The organism is Pseudarthrobacter sp. H2 (assembly GCF_050157045.1).
In the GTDB taxonomy this organism is placed as follows: Bacteria; Actinomycetota; Actinomycetes; order Actinomycetales; family Micrococcaceae; genus Arthrobacter.
Genome location: NZ_CP189594.1, coordinates 1,459,738 through 1,473,328, shown reverse-complemented (window position 1 = coordinate 1,473,328; position 13,591 = coordinate 1,459,738). Strand labels below are relative to the sequence as shown.

At 67.4% G+C, this 13,591-nt stretch carries 11 protein-coding genes; 3 read left to right on the top strand and 8 right to left on the bottom strand.

From position 1 onward, the window contains the following. Positions 1–40: 40 nt before the first annotated feature. The 6 genes from nrdE to ACQCSZ_RS06955 all read right to left on the bottom strand — a co-directional run bounded on the left by nrdE (position 41) and on the right by ACQCSZ_RS06955 (position 6,955). The gene (gene nrdE / locus ACQCSZ_RS06980) at positions 41–2,161 is read right to left on the bottom strand and encodes a class 1b ribonucleoside-diphosphate reductase subunit alpha (protein WP_427008270.1); all 2,121 of its coding nucleotides are present in this window, start codon (positions 2,159–2,161) and stop codon (positions 41–43) included. A 26-nt stretch (positions 2,162–2,187) separates the two neighbouring features. Then, positions 2,188–2,625 carry a class Ib ribonucleoside-diphosphate reductase assembly flavoprotein NrdI gene (gene nrdI / locus ACQCSZ_RS06975; protein WP_427007313.1) on the bottom strand — a complete coding sequence of 146 codons (438 nt, stop codon included), beginning with the start codon at positions 2,623–2,625 and terminating at the stop codon, positions 2,188–2,190. A gap of 105 nt (positions 2,626–2,730) precedes the next feature. Then, positions 2,731–2,970 carry a glutaredoxin-like protein NrdH gene (nrdH, locus tag ACQCSZ_RS06970; RefSeq protein WP_136322470.1) on the bottom strand — a complete coding sequence of 80 codons (240 nt, stop codon included), beginning with the start codon at positions 2,968–2,970 and terminating at the stop codon, positions 2,731–2,733. Positions 2,971–3,459: 489 nt separating this feature from the next. Further along, positions 3,460–4,839: a class I SAM-dependent methyltransferase gene (locus tag ACQCSZ_RS06965; protein WP_427007312.1), complete on the bottom strand. Its 1,380-nt coding sequence runs from the start codon at positions 4,837–4,839 to the stop codon at positions 3,460–3,462. After that, positions 4,836–5,567, bottom strand: coding sequence for a DUF1365 domain-containing protein (locus ACQCSZ_RS06960; RefSeq protein ID WP_427007311.1), 732 nt, complete (start codon positions 5,565–5,567; stop codon positions 4,836–4,838). Before ACQCSZ_RS06960 ends, ACQCSZ_RS06965 begins: the two co-directional genes overlap by 4 nt. After that, positions 5,564–6,955 (bottom strand): NAD(P)/FAD-dependent oxidoreductase, encoded by a 1,392-nt coding sequence (locus tag ACQCSZ_RS06955; protein ID WP_427007310.1) that lies wholly within the window; start codon positions 6,953–6,955, stop codon positions 5,564–5,566. Before ACQCSZ_RS06955 ends, ACQCSZ_RS06960 begins: the two co-directional genes overlap by 4 nt. A gap of 157 nt (positions 6,956–7,112) precedes the next feature. Here ACQCSZ_RS06955 and ACQCSZ_RS06950 point away from each other — a divergent pair, with 157 nt between their 5' ends. Beyond that, on the top strand, positions 7,113–8,027 hold the full coding sequence (locus ACQCSZ_RS06950; RefSeq protein WP_427007309.1) for a LysR family transcriptional regulator: 915 nt from the start codon (positions 7,113–7,115) through the stop codon (positions 8,025–8,027). A 95-nt stretch (positions 8,028–8,122) separates the two neighbouring features. Next, the gene (locus ACQCSZ_RS06945) at positions 8,123–8,629 is read left to right on the top strand and encodes a DUF2004 domain-containing protein (RefSeq protein WP_427007308.1); all 507 of its coding nucleotides are present in this window, start codon (positions 8,123–8,125) and stop codon (positions 8,627–8,629) included. A gap of 140 nt (positions 8,630–8,769) precedes the next feature. Here ACQCSZ_RS06945 and metE read toward each other — a convergent pair whose 3' ends face one another. Together metE and ACQCSZ_RS06935 are read right to left on the bottom strand one after the other, a co-directional pair. After that, a complete protein-coding gene (gene metE, locus ACQCSZ_RS06940) occupies positions 8,770–11,121 on the bottom strand; it encodes a 5-methyltetrahydropteroyltriglutamate--homocysteine S-methyltransferase (protein ID WP_427007307.1) in 2,352 nt (783 codons plus the stop codon). 67 nt (positions 11,122–11,188) lie between these two features. Beyond that, positions 11,189–12,160, bottom strand: a complete 972-nt coding sequence (locus tag ACQCSZ_RS06935; RefSeq protein WP_427007306.1) for a methylenetetrahydrofolate reductase — start codon at positions 12,158–12,160, stop codon at positions 11,189–11,191. A 764-nt stretch (positions 12,161–12,924) separates the two neighbouring features. Between ACQCSZ_RS06935 and ACQCSZ_RS06930 the strand changes: the two genes are divergently transcribed. Further along, a complete protein-coding gene (locus tag ACQCSZ_RS06930) occupies positions 12,925–13,512 on the top strand; it encodes a hypothetical protein (protein ID WP_427007305.1) in 588 nt (195 codons plus the stop codon). Positions 13,513–13,591: the final 79 nt, after the last annotated feature.

Genomic DNA, 13,591 nt, shown 5'->3' with positions numbered 1-13,591 from the left:
GGCCCGCCGTCGTACCCAAGCAGTTATCAACCGATATCGGTTACAACATGCAGCTGACGCAATTTTCCACCTCAGTCCCTTCCAGCGCGAGCTGGCGGAGACGGATGTAGTAGATGGTCTTGATGCCCTTGCGCCAGGCGTAGATCTGGGCCTTGTTGATGTCGCGGGTGGTGGCGGTGTCCTTGAAGAACAGCGTCAGGGACAGGCCCTGGTCCACGTGCTGCGTGGCGGCGGCGTAGGTGTCGATGACCTTCTCGTAGCCGATCTCGTACGCGTCCTGGTAGTACTCCAGGTTGTCGTTGGTCAGGTACGGCGCCGGGTAGTAGACGCGGCCGAGCTTGCCTTCCTTGCGGATCTCGATCTTGGACGCCACCGGGTGGATCGAGGAGGTGGAGTTGTTGATGTAGGAGATCGATCCGGTCGGCGGGACGGCCTGCAGGTTCTGGTTGTAGATGCCGTGCTCCATGACGGAGGCCTTCAGCCCGCGCCAGTCATCCTGCGTGGGGATGTGGATGTTCTTGAACAGCTCCGCGACCTTTTCGGTCTGCGGAACCCATTCCTGCTCGGTGTACTTGTCGAAGAACTCGCCGCTCGCGTACTGGGACTTCTCGAAGCCGCCGAAGGTCTGGCCGGTCTGGATGGCCAGCTTGTTGGAGGCCCGGAGGGCGTGGAACACCACCGAGTAGAAGTAGATGTTGGTGAAGTCGATGCCCTCTTCGGAGCCGTAGTGGACCCGTTCCCGCGCCAGGTAGCCGTGCAGGTTCATCTGGCCCAGGCCGATCGCGTGGCTCTGGTCATTGCCGCGGGCGATCGAGGGCACCGAGGTGATGTCGGACATGTCCGACACCGCGGAGAGCGCACGGATGGCGGTCTCGATGGTCAGCCCGAAGTCCGGCGAGTCCATGGCCTTGGCGATGTTCAGCGAGCCCAGGTTGCAGGAGATGTCCTTGCCGGTCTCGTCGTAGGACAGGTCCTCATGGTACGTGGTGGGCTGCGAGACCTGGAGGATCTCGGAGCACAGGTTGGACATGATGATCTTGCCGTCGATCGGGTTGGCCCGGTTCACGGTGTCCTCGAACATGATGTACGGGTAGCCGGATTCGAACTGGATCTCGGCGAGGGTCTGGAAGAACTCGCGCGCCTTGATCTTGGTCTTCTTGATCCGGGAATCGTCCACCATCTCGTAGTACTTCTCGGTGACCGAGACGTCGGAGAACGGCATCCCGTAGACGCGTTCGACGTCGTACGGCGAGAACAGGTACATGTCCTCGTCCTTCTTGGCCAGCTCGAAGGTGATGTCCGGGATGACGACGCCGAGCGAGAGGGTCTTGATGCGGATCTTCTCGTCCGCGTTCTCCCGCTTGGTGTCCAGGAACCGGTAGATGTCCGGGTGGTGGGCATGCAGGTACACCGCACCGGCGCCCTGGCGGGCACCGAGCTGGTTGGCGTAGGAGAAGCTGTCCTCGAGGAGCTTCATCACGGGGATGACGCCGGAGGACTGGTTCTCGATCTGCTTGATCGGCGCGCCGACCTCGCGGATGTTGGTCAGGGCGAAGGCCACGCCGCCGCCGCGCTTGGACAGCTGCAGGGCGGAGTTGATGGAGCGCCCGATCGACTCCATGTTGTCTTCAATGCGGAGCAGGAAGCACGAGACCAGCTCGCCGCGCTGGCGCTTGCCGGCGTTCAGGAACGTGGGTGTGGCCGGCTGGAAGCGGCCCTCGATGATCTCATCCACCATCTGCAGGGCCAGCTGCTCGTCGCCGCGGGCCAGGTGCAGGGCCACCATGCAGACGCGGTCCTCGTAGCGCTCCAGGAAGCGATTGCCGTCAAACGTCTTGAGCGTGTAGGAGGTGTAGAACTTGAAGGCGCCCAGGAAGGTCTCGAAGCGGAACTTCTTCTTGTATGCGCGCTGGTAGAGCTCGCGGATGAAGTTCATCGTGTACTGGTCGAGGGTCTCGCGCTCGTAGTACTCGTTCTTGACGAGGTAGTCGAGCTTCTCCTCGAGGTCGTGGAAGAACACGGTGTTGTTGTTCACGTGCTGCAGGAAGTACTGGTGGGCAGCCTCGCGGTCGGCGTCGAACTGGATCTCGCCGTTCGGGCCGTACAGGTTCAGCATCGCGTTGAGCTCGTGGTAGCTCAGGCCGTGGTAGGCGGCCGGCATGGCCGGCTTCTGGCCCTCGGGCCTGGTTACTGCTGTGTCTGCGACAGTCGTGTCCAAAACTCTTCCAATCCTTGTTGAACCCGGCTGACGTCTTCCGGCGTCCCCATGAGCTCAAATCGATATAAGTGGGGAACCCTGCACTTGGCGGCGATGATGTCCCCGGCCATGCAGTAGTTGTCCCCGAAATTCGTGTTCCCCGCGCCGATCACTCCGCGGATCAGCTTCCTGTTCTGCGGGTTGTTCAGGAAGCGGATGACCTGCTTGGGAACGGATCCCTCTCCCCCGGTGCCGCCGTAGGTCGGAACCACCAGCACGAACGGTTCGGCCGCCACCAGCGGGTTGTCCCTCGGGTAGAGGGGGATCCGGGCGGCGCCGATGCCCAGCTTCGCGACGAAGCGCCGGGTGTTCTCCGAGGTGGAGGAAAAGTAGATGAGGTGGCTCCGTGTGATCTCAGGAGCCTCCATGCTGTCAGCTTCCCCGCCTACAGCCTTGGCAGCCACCCGAGCGCCGGACATTGCCGTTGCAACCATGGGAGTCACCTCATCAGCGTTTCAGGCTACAGCAGCGTTTCACGCTACGGCGAATGCCTGCGCCAGTTCCTCGATCTTGTCCGGGCGGAAACCGGACCAGTGGTCCTGGTCCGTGACGACAACCGGGGCCTGCAGGTAGCCCAGGGACTTCAGGCGCTCGAGGGCGTCCGCGTCCTGGGAGATGTCGACGCTCTGGTAAGTGATGCCCTTCTTGTCCAGTGCGCGGTATGTTGCGTTGCACTGAACACAGGCCGGCTTTGTGTAAACCGTGACGGTCATGGTCCCTGTCCCCTTTGTTGAAGTCTCTGGTACTGCGTTTCGTGTACGGCGTCTGGTGCGTCGTTTTCAGGTGCGGCGGTTTCGTGTCTGGCCTCTGCGCCGCGGCGTCTGTGGTAGGCGGTTTTCTGCCCGTCCTGCCCTGCACTGTTGCTCTGCTCGAACTGTATGTCGATACTACATGTAGTGCAAGAGCCCCGCGTGAACCCCAAGATGATGTATTACAAGTATGTCATTTCACGCAGGTTTAATCCACAGGAGAGGGCCTTCAAAACGTCCGTGATCCCGCGGTTTTCGGGGACGGAATCCACAGGCTGTGGACTACTTAGCCACAATTAATCCGCCCGCGTGTCGCCGCAGAGACGGCGTGTCGGGCCGTGAGGCAGGGCACCACATCTGGTGTCCGGACACACAGGTAAGGCGGACACCTGGGGTGTCCGCCTTTCCTGTGGTGACTCTTCTTACAGCGGACTTCGTACGGCTGCGCCCGACCTACGCTGCCCGGCCGTCCAGCACGATCTGCTGGACGTCGAGGTAGCCGGACTGGAAGCCGGCGCGGGAGTAGCAGAGGTAGAACAGCCACATGCGCTGGAAGATCCCGTCGAAGCCCTGGGCGCGGACCTCGTCCGCGCGGCCCATGAAGCGCTCCTCCCAGAGGCGGAGGGTCTGGGCGTAGTGCTCCCCCATGGCGAGGCGTTCGCGGACGCGGAGTCCGGTCTGCTGCGCGGTGATGTCCTCGATGGCGCGCACGGACGGGATGACCCCGCCCGGGAAGATGTACTTGTGCACCCAGGTGTAGCTGGACCGGGTGGCGAGCAGCCGGTCATGGCCCATCGTGATGGCCTGGATGGCCACCCTGCCGCCCGGGGCGAGGACACGCTCGATCGTCTGGAAGTAGGTGGCCCAGTATTCGAAGCCGACGGCCTCGATCATCTCGACCGACACGACGGCGTCGTACTCGCCTTCGACGGCGCGGTAGTCCTTGAGCTCGATCGTGACGGCGGCGGCATAGCCGGCGTCGGCCACGCGCCGTCGGGCCAGCTCCTGCTGCTCGCTCGAGAGGGTGACGGAGTAGACGGTGGCGCCGCGGGCGGCGGCCCGGAGGGCGAGTTCGCCCCAGCCGGTGCCGATCTCCAGCACCCGGGTGCCCTGCCCGACGCCGGCCTTGTCCAGCAGCCTGTCGATCTTAGCCCGCTGGGCGCTGGCCAGGTCCGGCCAGCCGACGCTCCCCAGGGCATTGCCGGCTTCCGGGAAGAGTGCGCTGGAGTACGTCATGGTCTCGTCCAGGAAGGAGGCGAAAAGGTCGTTGGAGAGGTCGTAGTGCCGGGCGATGTTGGAGCGCGTGTTCTGTTCGGTGTTGCGTTCCCGGCGCGGCTGGCGCGGCACGTAGAGGGCCCGCAGTTTCTGCATCCACTCGGGCACCAGGGTGCCGACGCTTCCCGCGAACACCTCCAGCACGGCCGTGAGGTCGGCCGCGTCCCAGTCGCCGGCCATGTAGGACTCGCCCAGGCCGATCAGCCCGCCATCGCCGAGCCTCGCGGCGAACGCCTCCGGCCGGTTGATCGTCATGACCGGCACGGGACGTCCGGAAGACTTGCCCGGCCCTGCGCGTCCCGGCCCTGCCTTGCCCAGCACCGTCCCGTCCGGGTAGCGGACTTCCAGCGGGAGCCGGCGGACGGCGGCCTTGAAGACGGCGTCCGCGACGCGGCCGGCGACGGCGGCCTTCAGGCCCGAGGGCACCGCGGCGATGCCGGGCCAGGCCTCGGCGTCGACGTCGTTGGGCGGCTGCGGGACCGTGTAGGGCACCGCAGAGGGCGCCGCGGAGGGAAGGCACTGTGCTGCGGCCGGTCGGCCCGCATCGGTCATGGTCATTGGACTGCCTCCTGTGAGGGGTGGTGTGGTCGTTTGATGACGGGCAGGCCGCGTGCCCACAGCCTGATGCCCTGCCAGTGGATCTGGGCGACGACGCGCAGCGGTGCCAGCGGGACCGCGAGCGCGGCGGCGAGGATGTTCGGCACGGTCGCCTCGCGGCGTTCGCCGTCCATGGTGGCGATGAAGGGCTTCTGCCCGTCCCGCTCCAGGACGATCGAGACCGCGAGCCGTTCGCCCGGTTCCGGCAGTTTCATCCGGTACCGGCCCTCGACGTCGTTGAACGGCGAGACGTAGAACGCCTTGACGACGCCGGCGCGGCCGGCGTCGTCCGTTTCGAGGAGGTAGCAGTGCCGTTCGCCGTAGGTGTTGTGGACCTCGGCGACGACGCAGCGCAGCTCCCCCGCGGTGTCGTGGCACCAGAACAGGGACAGCGGGTTGAACACCTGCCCGAACACGCGGGCGCTCGCCAGCATGGTGATCCGGCCGCCGTCGGGCGCTATCCCCCGGCTGGCCAGGAAGCGTTCGACGTTGCCCCGCAGGGTGCCGGCCGGGTCGCCCAGGTGGTCCGCGGCGCTGAAGCCGGCGAGCGGCCTGAGGAAACGGGGCAGGGCGGGGAGCCGGTCGACGTCGACGTACCAGCTGTAGCTGCGGTAGGTGAAGGCGTTGTGCAGCGGGGTGCGCCGCACGTGCGCGATGGAGGTGCGGTAGATGGCTGCGGTGGTGCTCATACGCCCTCCGCGGAGACGGCCTCACGCATGACGGCTGGCCCGTCCCAGTTGCGGCCCAGCCGCGCCGCTGCCCTGACGCCGGAGAGGGCGCCGTCCTCGTGGAAGCCCCAGCCCTGGTAGGCGCCGGCGAAGGCCAGCCGGCTGTCCCCCAGTCCGAGGATCTGCTGCTGCGCTTTGACCGACTCCGGGGTGTACTGGGGGTGCTCGTAGACCATCCGCTCCAGCACGGTGCCGTCCCCGATCAGCCCGGACTCGCCCAGGCTCACGATGTAGGGCCGGCCGTCGGCAGGGTGCAGCCGCTGCAGCCGGGTCAGGTCGTAGCTGACCAGGACCTTGTCCGGCCGGGCGTCGCAGGAGGGCAGCCGGTAGTTCCAGGACGCCCTGGCGTTGCCGCTGGTGGGCAGCACCGAGTCGTCGCGGTGGAAGACGGTGTGGTTGACCGAGTAGGGCATGTTCCCCAGGGCGTCCTTCTCGGCGGCCGAGGCGTCGGAGAGCAGGCGCAGCGCCTGCCCGGGGTGGGTGGCGATCACGACAGCGTCGAAGGTCTCGGTGGTGACTCCGCCGGCGGTGACTCCGCCGGCGCCGTGCCGGCTGGTCACATCGACGCCGGCCGCGGTGCGCCGCACGCCGGTGACGGGGCTGGCCAGGCGGATGTCCGGCAGCGTCGCGGCGAGCTTGTCCACGTAGCTGCGGGAGCCGCCGGTGACGGTCCGCCATTCGGGTGAGCCGGAGACCCCGAGCAGGCCGTGGTGGCCCAGGAACGTGAAAAGGTAGCGCGCAGGGTAGGCCAGCGCCGTGGTGGGGTCGCAGGACCAGACGGCGCTCACGATCGGCGTCATGAAGTGTGAGTTGAAGTAGCTGCTGAACTTTTCGCGGGCCAGGAAGTCCCCCAGCGTCAGCCCTGCTTCGGTGCCGGTCCCCGCCTCGGCGCCCGTGACGCCGTCGGCGAGCAGGGCGCGGGCCCGGCGGTAGAAGCGGGTCACCTCCAGCAGCATCAGCAGGTACCGGCCGCGCAGCAGGGTGGAGGGCCGCGGGATGATGCCGCGGCCCTTGGCCCGGGCGCCGGCGTATTCCAGGCCGCAGCCGTCGCAGCGGATGGACATGCTCATTTCGGAGGGCTGGGTTTCGACGCCCAGTTCCGCGAAGAGCCGCAGCAGTGTGGGGTAGGTCCGCTGGTTGTGGACGATGAAGCCGGTGTCCACGCCCAGGACCGAACCGTCCGCCTGCGCCACATCGTGGGTGTGGGCATGGCCGCCCAGCCGGGAATCGGCCTCGAAGAGGGTCACCCGGTCCTGCCTGTTCAGCACATGGGCCGCGGTCAGGCCCGCCACGCCGCTGCCGATGACGGCCACCCGCCGGCCCTGGGGAATCCCTGCTGCTTGTTGCACTGTTGCTCCTGTCGGCTCGCCGGAATCGTCCTGGTGAATCTCTTGTCGGCAATTCGTGGCGGCGGGACAGACGGATGGGTGCCATTTTCCGGGCGGGGCCGGGTTCCGGGTTCTATGCCAGAATGAAGCGGGATTCCGGCACGGCGAAGGGCAGCCATTGATCAACCCCGTTCATCTGCGGACGCTCGTTGAGGTGACCCGGCTGGGTTCCTTCGCGGCGGCCGCGGCCCGGCTCGGCTACACGGCGTCGGCGGTCTCCCAGCAGATGTCGGCCCTGGAGCGCGATACCGGGGTTGCCCTGTTCCTGCGCTCGGCCCGCAGCGTCCAGCCCACGGACGCTGCCCTGGTCATGGTCCGGCACGCGGCGAAGGTCCTCACCGACATCGAGGCGCTCATGGCGGCGGCCGCGCGGACCCAGGACAGCGCCAGCCAGGAGCTGCGGCTGGGCATCTTCCCCAGTCTGGCGACCTACGTGCTGCCGCGGATCCTGGCGAACCCGGCCTGGAAGAACCTCGGGATCGACCTGCAGGTGTCCGTGGCGGAGCCTGCCCGGACCATCCAGGGGCTGCGGACCGGCGGAGAACTCGATGTGGCCCTGGTCTACCAGGTGGGCCAGTCGGGCCTGGCCTGGCCGCACACCCTGAACCGCCAGTGGATCGGCGACGACAATTTCCGGGTGGTGCTTCCCGCGGCGTGGGGCATCGGCGCCGGGTCCAAGGTGGCCGCGGACCACCTGTCCGGTATGCCCTGGATTGTCCACCACCCGGGCACGAGCGACGCGACCGTGATCGAACGGCTCTTCGCCAGCTGCAACCTGCACCCGCGGGTGGTGGCCTACAGCGATGACTTCCATGCCAGCCTCGGGATGGCGGCGGCGGGGCTCGGTGCCGCCCTGGTCCCCGAACTCGCCCTGCTGAACCGCCCGGCCGGAGTGGTAGTGCTGGATGTTCCGGAGATCCGGCTGGCCCGGAACGTCTTTGCCCTGCTGATCAATGAGAAGAAGACGGCCCGGGTCCAGCTGTTCGTGGACCTGCTGGCGGACACGCTGCAGAAGCTCGGCACCGCAGGCTGAAACGGTACCATTTCCGGGCGGTCCGGCGGGGCCGGAGCCGGACAAAAACCTTTGGAATGCTGGAACGGAGCGGTTTTCAGGACTATGTTGAAGTTATGAACAAGGTAGCGAGCCAGCACTTCGGCGAAGTCGAGCTCAACCACGGGAGAGACCATAATTTCTCCGCCACGCATGAACTGGCGGGCCATCCTGTGGAGCTTGACCTGAATGTCAACGCCCATGACCGCTTCGATGAGGCGGCCCTGCACAAGGTTGACTACCGGTTGCGTTTCCTGCCCGAACTCGTGGACCAGGTCCGCGAGATGATCGCCGCGGAGCTGGAGGAAGAAGGCACCAGCCCGCAGGAGTACCGGCACTTCCACTGCAACGCCATCAACGCGGAGCACCTGAAGAAGGTCTTCGGCGTCGCGGACAAGAACCAGCTGACCGACGAGGTCTTCCTGAAGGCGCTCAAGCTGGGCCACGTGGGCATCTATCCCGGCCAGCCCGAGCGGTACTTCGTCCTGGACTTCACCCTCGGCGCGCATTTCACCGACGAGGTCCTGGTCGCCTCGGCGGATGAGGACGGCGTCGTGGACGACGAGATCCTCTGGGAGTCCTGAATCGATTGCTCCGTGGTCGCCTTTTGACCACAGCCGTTTAGACCCTTGCAAAGGGCGTCTACGGAGCAATCGATGAGAGTACGACGGCGGCCGGTCACCCTTGAGGGGTGACCGGCCGCCGTCGTGTGTGGCGGGTGCGGCTACTGGGCGGAGGACTCCAGCAGTCCGGCGCGGACCGTCCTGGCGGCCGTGACCAGGTTGCGCAGGGACTCCTCGGTCTCGGCGTAGCCGCGGGTCTTCAGGCCGCAGTCCGGGTTGACCCAGAGCTGGCGGGACGGGACGTGCTTGACGGCGGTGCTGAGCAGCTCGGTGACTTCCTGCTCGCCCGGGACGCGCGGCGAGTGGATGTCGTAGACGCCCGGGCCGACGCCGCGGCCGAAGCCGTGGTGCTCGAGGTCATGGACAACCTCCATGCGGGAGCGGGCGGCCTCGATCGAGGTGACGTCGGCGTCGAGTCCGTCGATCGCGTCGATGATGGCGCCGAACTCGGAGTAGCACAGGTGGGTGTGGACCTGGGTGCTGTCCCCGGCGCCGGCGGTGGCGAGGCGGAAGGACTTCACGGACCAGTCCAGGTACGCGGCCTGGTCCGCCTTGCGCAGCGGCAGGAGCTCGCGCAGGGCGGGCTCGTCCACCTGGATGATCTTGATGCCGGCGGCTTCGAGGTCGGCGATCTCGTCGCGGAGGGCCAGGGCCACCTGGTTGGCGGTCTCGCCGAGGGGCTGGTCGTCGCGGACGAAGGACCAGGCCAGGATCGTGACCGGACCGGTGAGCATGCCCTTCATCGGCTTGTTGGTCAGGGACTGGGCGTACTCGGCCCACTTGACCGTGATGGGGGCGCTGCGGGTGACGTCGCCCCACAGGATCGACGGACGCGTGCAGCGTGAGCCGTAGGACTGGACCCAGCCGTGCACGGTGACGTCGAAGCCTTCGAGGTTCTCGGCGAAGTACTGGACCATGTCGTTGCGCTCGGGCTCGCCGTGGACCAGGACGTCGAAGCCGAGTTCTTCCTGCAGCTGAACGACGCGCTTGATCTCGTCCTTCATGAGCTGCTCGTACTGCTCGGTGGTCAGCTCGCCCTTGTTGGCGCGGGCCCGGGCGGTGCGGATTTCACCGGTCTGCGGGAACGAGCCGATCGTGGTGGTGGGCAGCGGCGGCAGGTGCAGGGCCTCGGTCTGCGCGGCTTCGCGGACGCCGTAGGCGGAGCGGTTGAAGTCGGCGCCGGTCAGCGCGGCGGTGCGGGCCCGGACCCCGGCGCGGCGGACGCCCTCGGCGGCGGCGCGGTCGGCGATGATGCGGGTGGCCTCGTCGATGGCCGGCTGGACGTCCTGTGCCTGGACGCCGGTGGCCGGGTCGGTGAGCAGGCCGGCCAGGGTGACCACCTCCGCCGTCTTCTGGTCGGCGAAGGCCAGCCAGCTGCGCAGCTGGGCGGAGAGCCGGACTTCCTCGTCGACGTCGTGCGGGACGTGCTGGGTGGAGGTGGAGGTGCTGATGGTCAGCCTGGCCACGCTCTTGCTCAGCTCGGCGATCTTGTCCGCCGAGGCCGCCAGGTCGTTGCGCCAGATGTTGTGGCCGTCCACGACGCCGGCGACGAGGGTCTTGTTGCCCAGCGCGGCGAGGGCGGCGGCGGAGGGGACGGCGCCCTTGAAGACGTCCAGGTGCAGGGCGTCGATGTTCGTGGCGGCGAGCGTGCCGAGCTGGCCGTTGAGGGCACCGTAGGGGGTGGAGACGAACAGCTGCGGGCGGCTTGCGACGGCGGCGAGGGCCTCATAGGAGCGGGCGGCGGCGGCCTGGATCTCCCCGGCCGGGGTGTCCTGGTCCACGACGAGGGCGGGCTCGTCGAGCTGGACCCAGCTGGCGCCGGCGGCGGCCAGCTTCTCCAGCAGCGCGGCGTAGACCGGCAGGACGTCCTCGAGGCGGGACAGCGGGTTGAAGCCGGCCGGGGCGTCGTCGGAGGCCTTGCTCAGCAGCAGGAAGGTGACCGGGCCGACGATGTACGGGCGGGTTTCCACGCCGTTGGCGAGGGCGTATGCGAATTCCTCGACGATGCGGCTGGAGGTCAGCGCGAAGCTGGTCTCGGGGCCGATTTCCGGCACGAGGTAGTGGTAGTTGGTGTCGAACCACTTGGTCATTTCCAGCGGCTGCTGGTCCTTGGTGCCGCGGGCCAGGGTGAAGTAGCCGTCGATGTCCAGCTGTCCCCCGGCGTTCAGGAGGTTGCCGAAGCGGGCGGGCACGGCGCCGAGGTGGGCGGCGGCGTCGAGCACCTGGTCGTAGTAGGAGAAGGTGCCGGGGACCGCTGCGGCCTCGGTCAGGCCCAGGCCCTGGAGGCGCCGGGCGGTGCCGAGCTGGATCTCCTTGGCGGCGGCGTCCAGGGCGGCGGCGTCGATCCTGCCGGCCCAGTAGGCCTCCACGGCCTTCTTGAGTTCGCGGCGGCGGCCGATGCGCGGGTAGCCGAGGATCGAGGCGGAGGGGAAGGGGGTGTTCTTGTCAGTCATGGGAAGTCCTTTGAAGTCGGTGGTGGAAGCGGGGGGACGTATGTGGGATTGCGTTGAACCGAAGCGGTCAGCTGGCGAGCTGGTTGCGGTGCGGCGTGCGGCGTGCGGCGTTGTGAAGTGTGCGCCGCGGCCGGGGCAGTGCGAGTTTGTCCAGCACCTTCAGGGCTGCGGCGTGTTCGTTGAAGGTGTAGAGGTGGATGCCGGGAGCGCCGGCGTCCAGGGCCGCGTTGGCGAGGTCCACGGTCGCGCTGACCCCGATCCGGGTCCGTTCGGCGTCGGAATCGGCGGCGGCGAGCCGATCGATGAGTTCCGGAGGCGGTTCCACACCGGTCAGCTCGGCCAGCCGGGCGAGCCGGCGGAGGCTGGTGAGCGGCATGACGCCCGGAATGATCGGGATGGTCACCCCGGCCCGGCGTGCCCGGGTCAGCAGGTCCGCGTACTGCTCGGTGTGGAAGAAGACCTGGGTGATGGCGAAGTCGGCGCCGGAGCGCTGCTTGGCCAGCAGCACTTCGATGTCATGCGCAGCACTCGGGGATTCCGGGTGCCGGGTGGGGTACGCGGCGACGCCGACGGCGACCTTGCCGGCGCACAGCAGCGCCGAGCGGCGCTGCTCCACGCGGCGGATGAGTTCGATCAGGTCCTGGGCGTAGCGCAGCGACCCTTCCGGCGGCGTGCCGCCGTCCTTGGGCTGGTCGCCGCGCAGCGCCAGGATGCCGCGCACCCCGACGTCGAGCAGCTCGCCGATGATCTCCGCCAGTTCCTCCGGGGAATTACCCACGCAGGTCAGGTGGGCCAGGGGCCGCAGGGTGGTCTCCTGCACGAGCCGGTTGATGAGCTCGACGGCGGTGCTCCGGTTGGAGCCGCTGGCGCCATAGGTCACGGACACGTAGTCCGGGTCCGTGGTTTCCAGTTCGCCGATGGTGGTCCAGAGCGATTCCGCGGCGGCGGGTGACCGCGGCGGGAACAGTTCATAGGACAGCGCGACAGGCGCCGCGCCGGCAAGATTTGGATGGGTGTCAATAAGGCTTGGTGGAGACATTTGCGTCCTTGGCTGTGGCCACTGGCGGTGGTAGCGCCGGAAATCCGGGAGCTGTGCCGTCAATGAATTGAGTTTGGGGAACACGGAGGGAACTTCTGCAGGACGCAGCCGCGACTGTTACGCCTGATACGAAGTTGTCCGTGAGCAAATGTCAGGCCCACATGGGGGCACCCACACCCTCCTCGGACGCCTAGGGGCGGCCTGCAGCGGAGGATCGCTGACACGTTACTGAGGTAACTTGCTTACAACTGTAGGGGCCCCCGCGGGGGCATTCAAGTCGGCCGCCGAATTAAGACGCGGCTTTACGCGACGTTGCGGGTCCGGACAGAATATTGTTCGCGGATTGGGCCGATTGCGTGGCCGGGGGCGGCGTGCCCTGCCTGCGCGTCCACGCCCGGCCCGGCCCGCCCCTGCCCGGGACGCGGCCCCGGGGCGCGGCGGATCCGGCGCATGCCGCACACCGGCCCGGGCATGATCCGGGTGTGCTGCCCTGAGGCAGCGCATCCGGCAGCGCGGAGGTCTTCTTTGAGTCGACGCGGGGGCTTGACACGTGTGAACTATCGATATAGGCCCGAAGTTACGGACGACTGTTTGACCGACCCGGAGGGCAGCTCAATGAAACAGCTACAAAGACTGGGGCTTATCGGCCTGCTTCTGGTGCCACTGCCGGGGGCCGGCCTGGCCACCGCGGGATCGCGTCTGCGGCCACAAGCTGCCAGCCCGCCACGCCCGCACCGACCGACTCCTACCCCGGCACCACCGTCGTGGCCGACAACTTCGAATCAGGAAGCCTGGCCCCGTTCATCGTCCACACCGCCGGAACCGGGACCGCCACCGTCTCTTCCGCACTGGCACACTCCGGCGGCTGCGCCGGCTACCTGCACGTAACCTCCGATCCCGGCGCCCTGGCTTACCTCACCGCTCCCCTGCCCGCGGGCACCCCGGCCGCCTACGCAGACGGCTGGTTCAACATCACCACGGCCGGCCTGGCAGGCAGCGACGTACCCTATTTCCGGTTCTTCACCGGAACCACGCGGGTCGCGGACGTCTACCGGTACAACAGCAACGGCCAGCTCTGGCTGCGCGTGACATCACCAACCGGCGCCTCCGTCTACACACGCCTGCTGGCCTCCAGCATCCCCCTCGGCTCCTGGCATCACGTCGTCACGCACGTCGTTCCCAACACGAGCGCTACAACGATCGAGGTCTGGTTCGACAGCGTCCCCGTCTATTCCAGCAACCAGGTCAGCACCGGATCCACCACCTTGTCCGCCGTGCAGCTCGGCGCCGAACACGCCAGGCAGATGGGTGACACCTACCTCGACGACATCATCATCAAAAGCGGCTCGTAAAAGCAGGGCCGGGCCGGAGACCGCTTTGGAAGCGGAGACCGGGGCGGGGGCCCTCCCCATTGCGCGGATGCAGGGCTAT

What these genes read in the sequence shown, in the direction of transcription:
- nrdE (WP_427008270.1), bottom strand. Translation starts at nt 2,161, where the DNA reads ATGCCGGCCGCCTACCACGGCCTGAGCTACCACGAGCTCAACGCGATG.
- nrdI (WP_427007313.1), bottom strand. Translation starts at nt 2,625, where the DNA reads ATGGAGGCTCCTGAGATCACACGGAGCCACCTCATCTACTTTTCCTCC.
- nrdH (WP_136322470.1), bottom strand. Translation starts at nt 2,970, where the DNA reads ATGACCGTCACGGTTTACACAAAGCCGGCCTGTGTTCAGTGCAACGCA.
- ACQCSZ_RS06965 (WP_427007312.1), bottom strand. Translation starts at nt 4,839, where the DNA reads ATGACCATGACCGATGCGGGCCGACCGGCCGCAGCACAGTGCCTTCCC.
- ACQCSZ_RS06960 (WP_427007311.1), bottom strand. Translation starts at nt 5,567, where the DNA reads ATGAGCACCACCGCAGCCATCTACCGCACCTCCATCGCGCACGTGCGG.
- ACQCSZ_RS06945 (WP_427007308.1), top strand. Translation starts at nt 8,123, where the DNA reads ATGAACAAGGTAGCGAGCCAGCACTTCGGCGAAGTCGAGCTCAACCAC.
- metE (WP_427007307.1), bottom strand. Translation starts at nt 11,121, where the DNA reads ATGACTGACAAGAACACCCCCTTCCCCTCCGCCTCGATCCTCGGCTAC.
- ACQCSZ_RS06935 (WP_427007306.1), bottom strand. Translation starts at nt 12,160, where the DNA reads ATGTCTCCACCAAGCCTTATTGACACCCATCCAAATCTTGCCGGCGCG.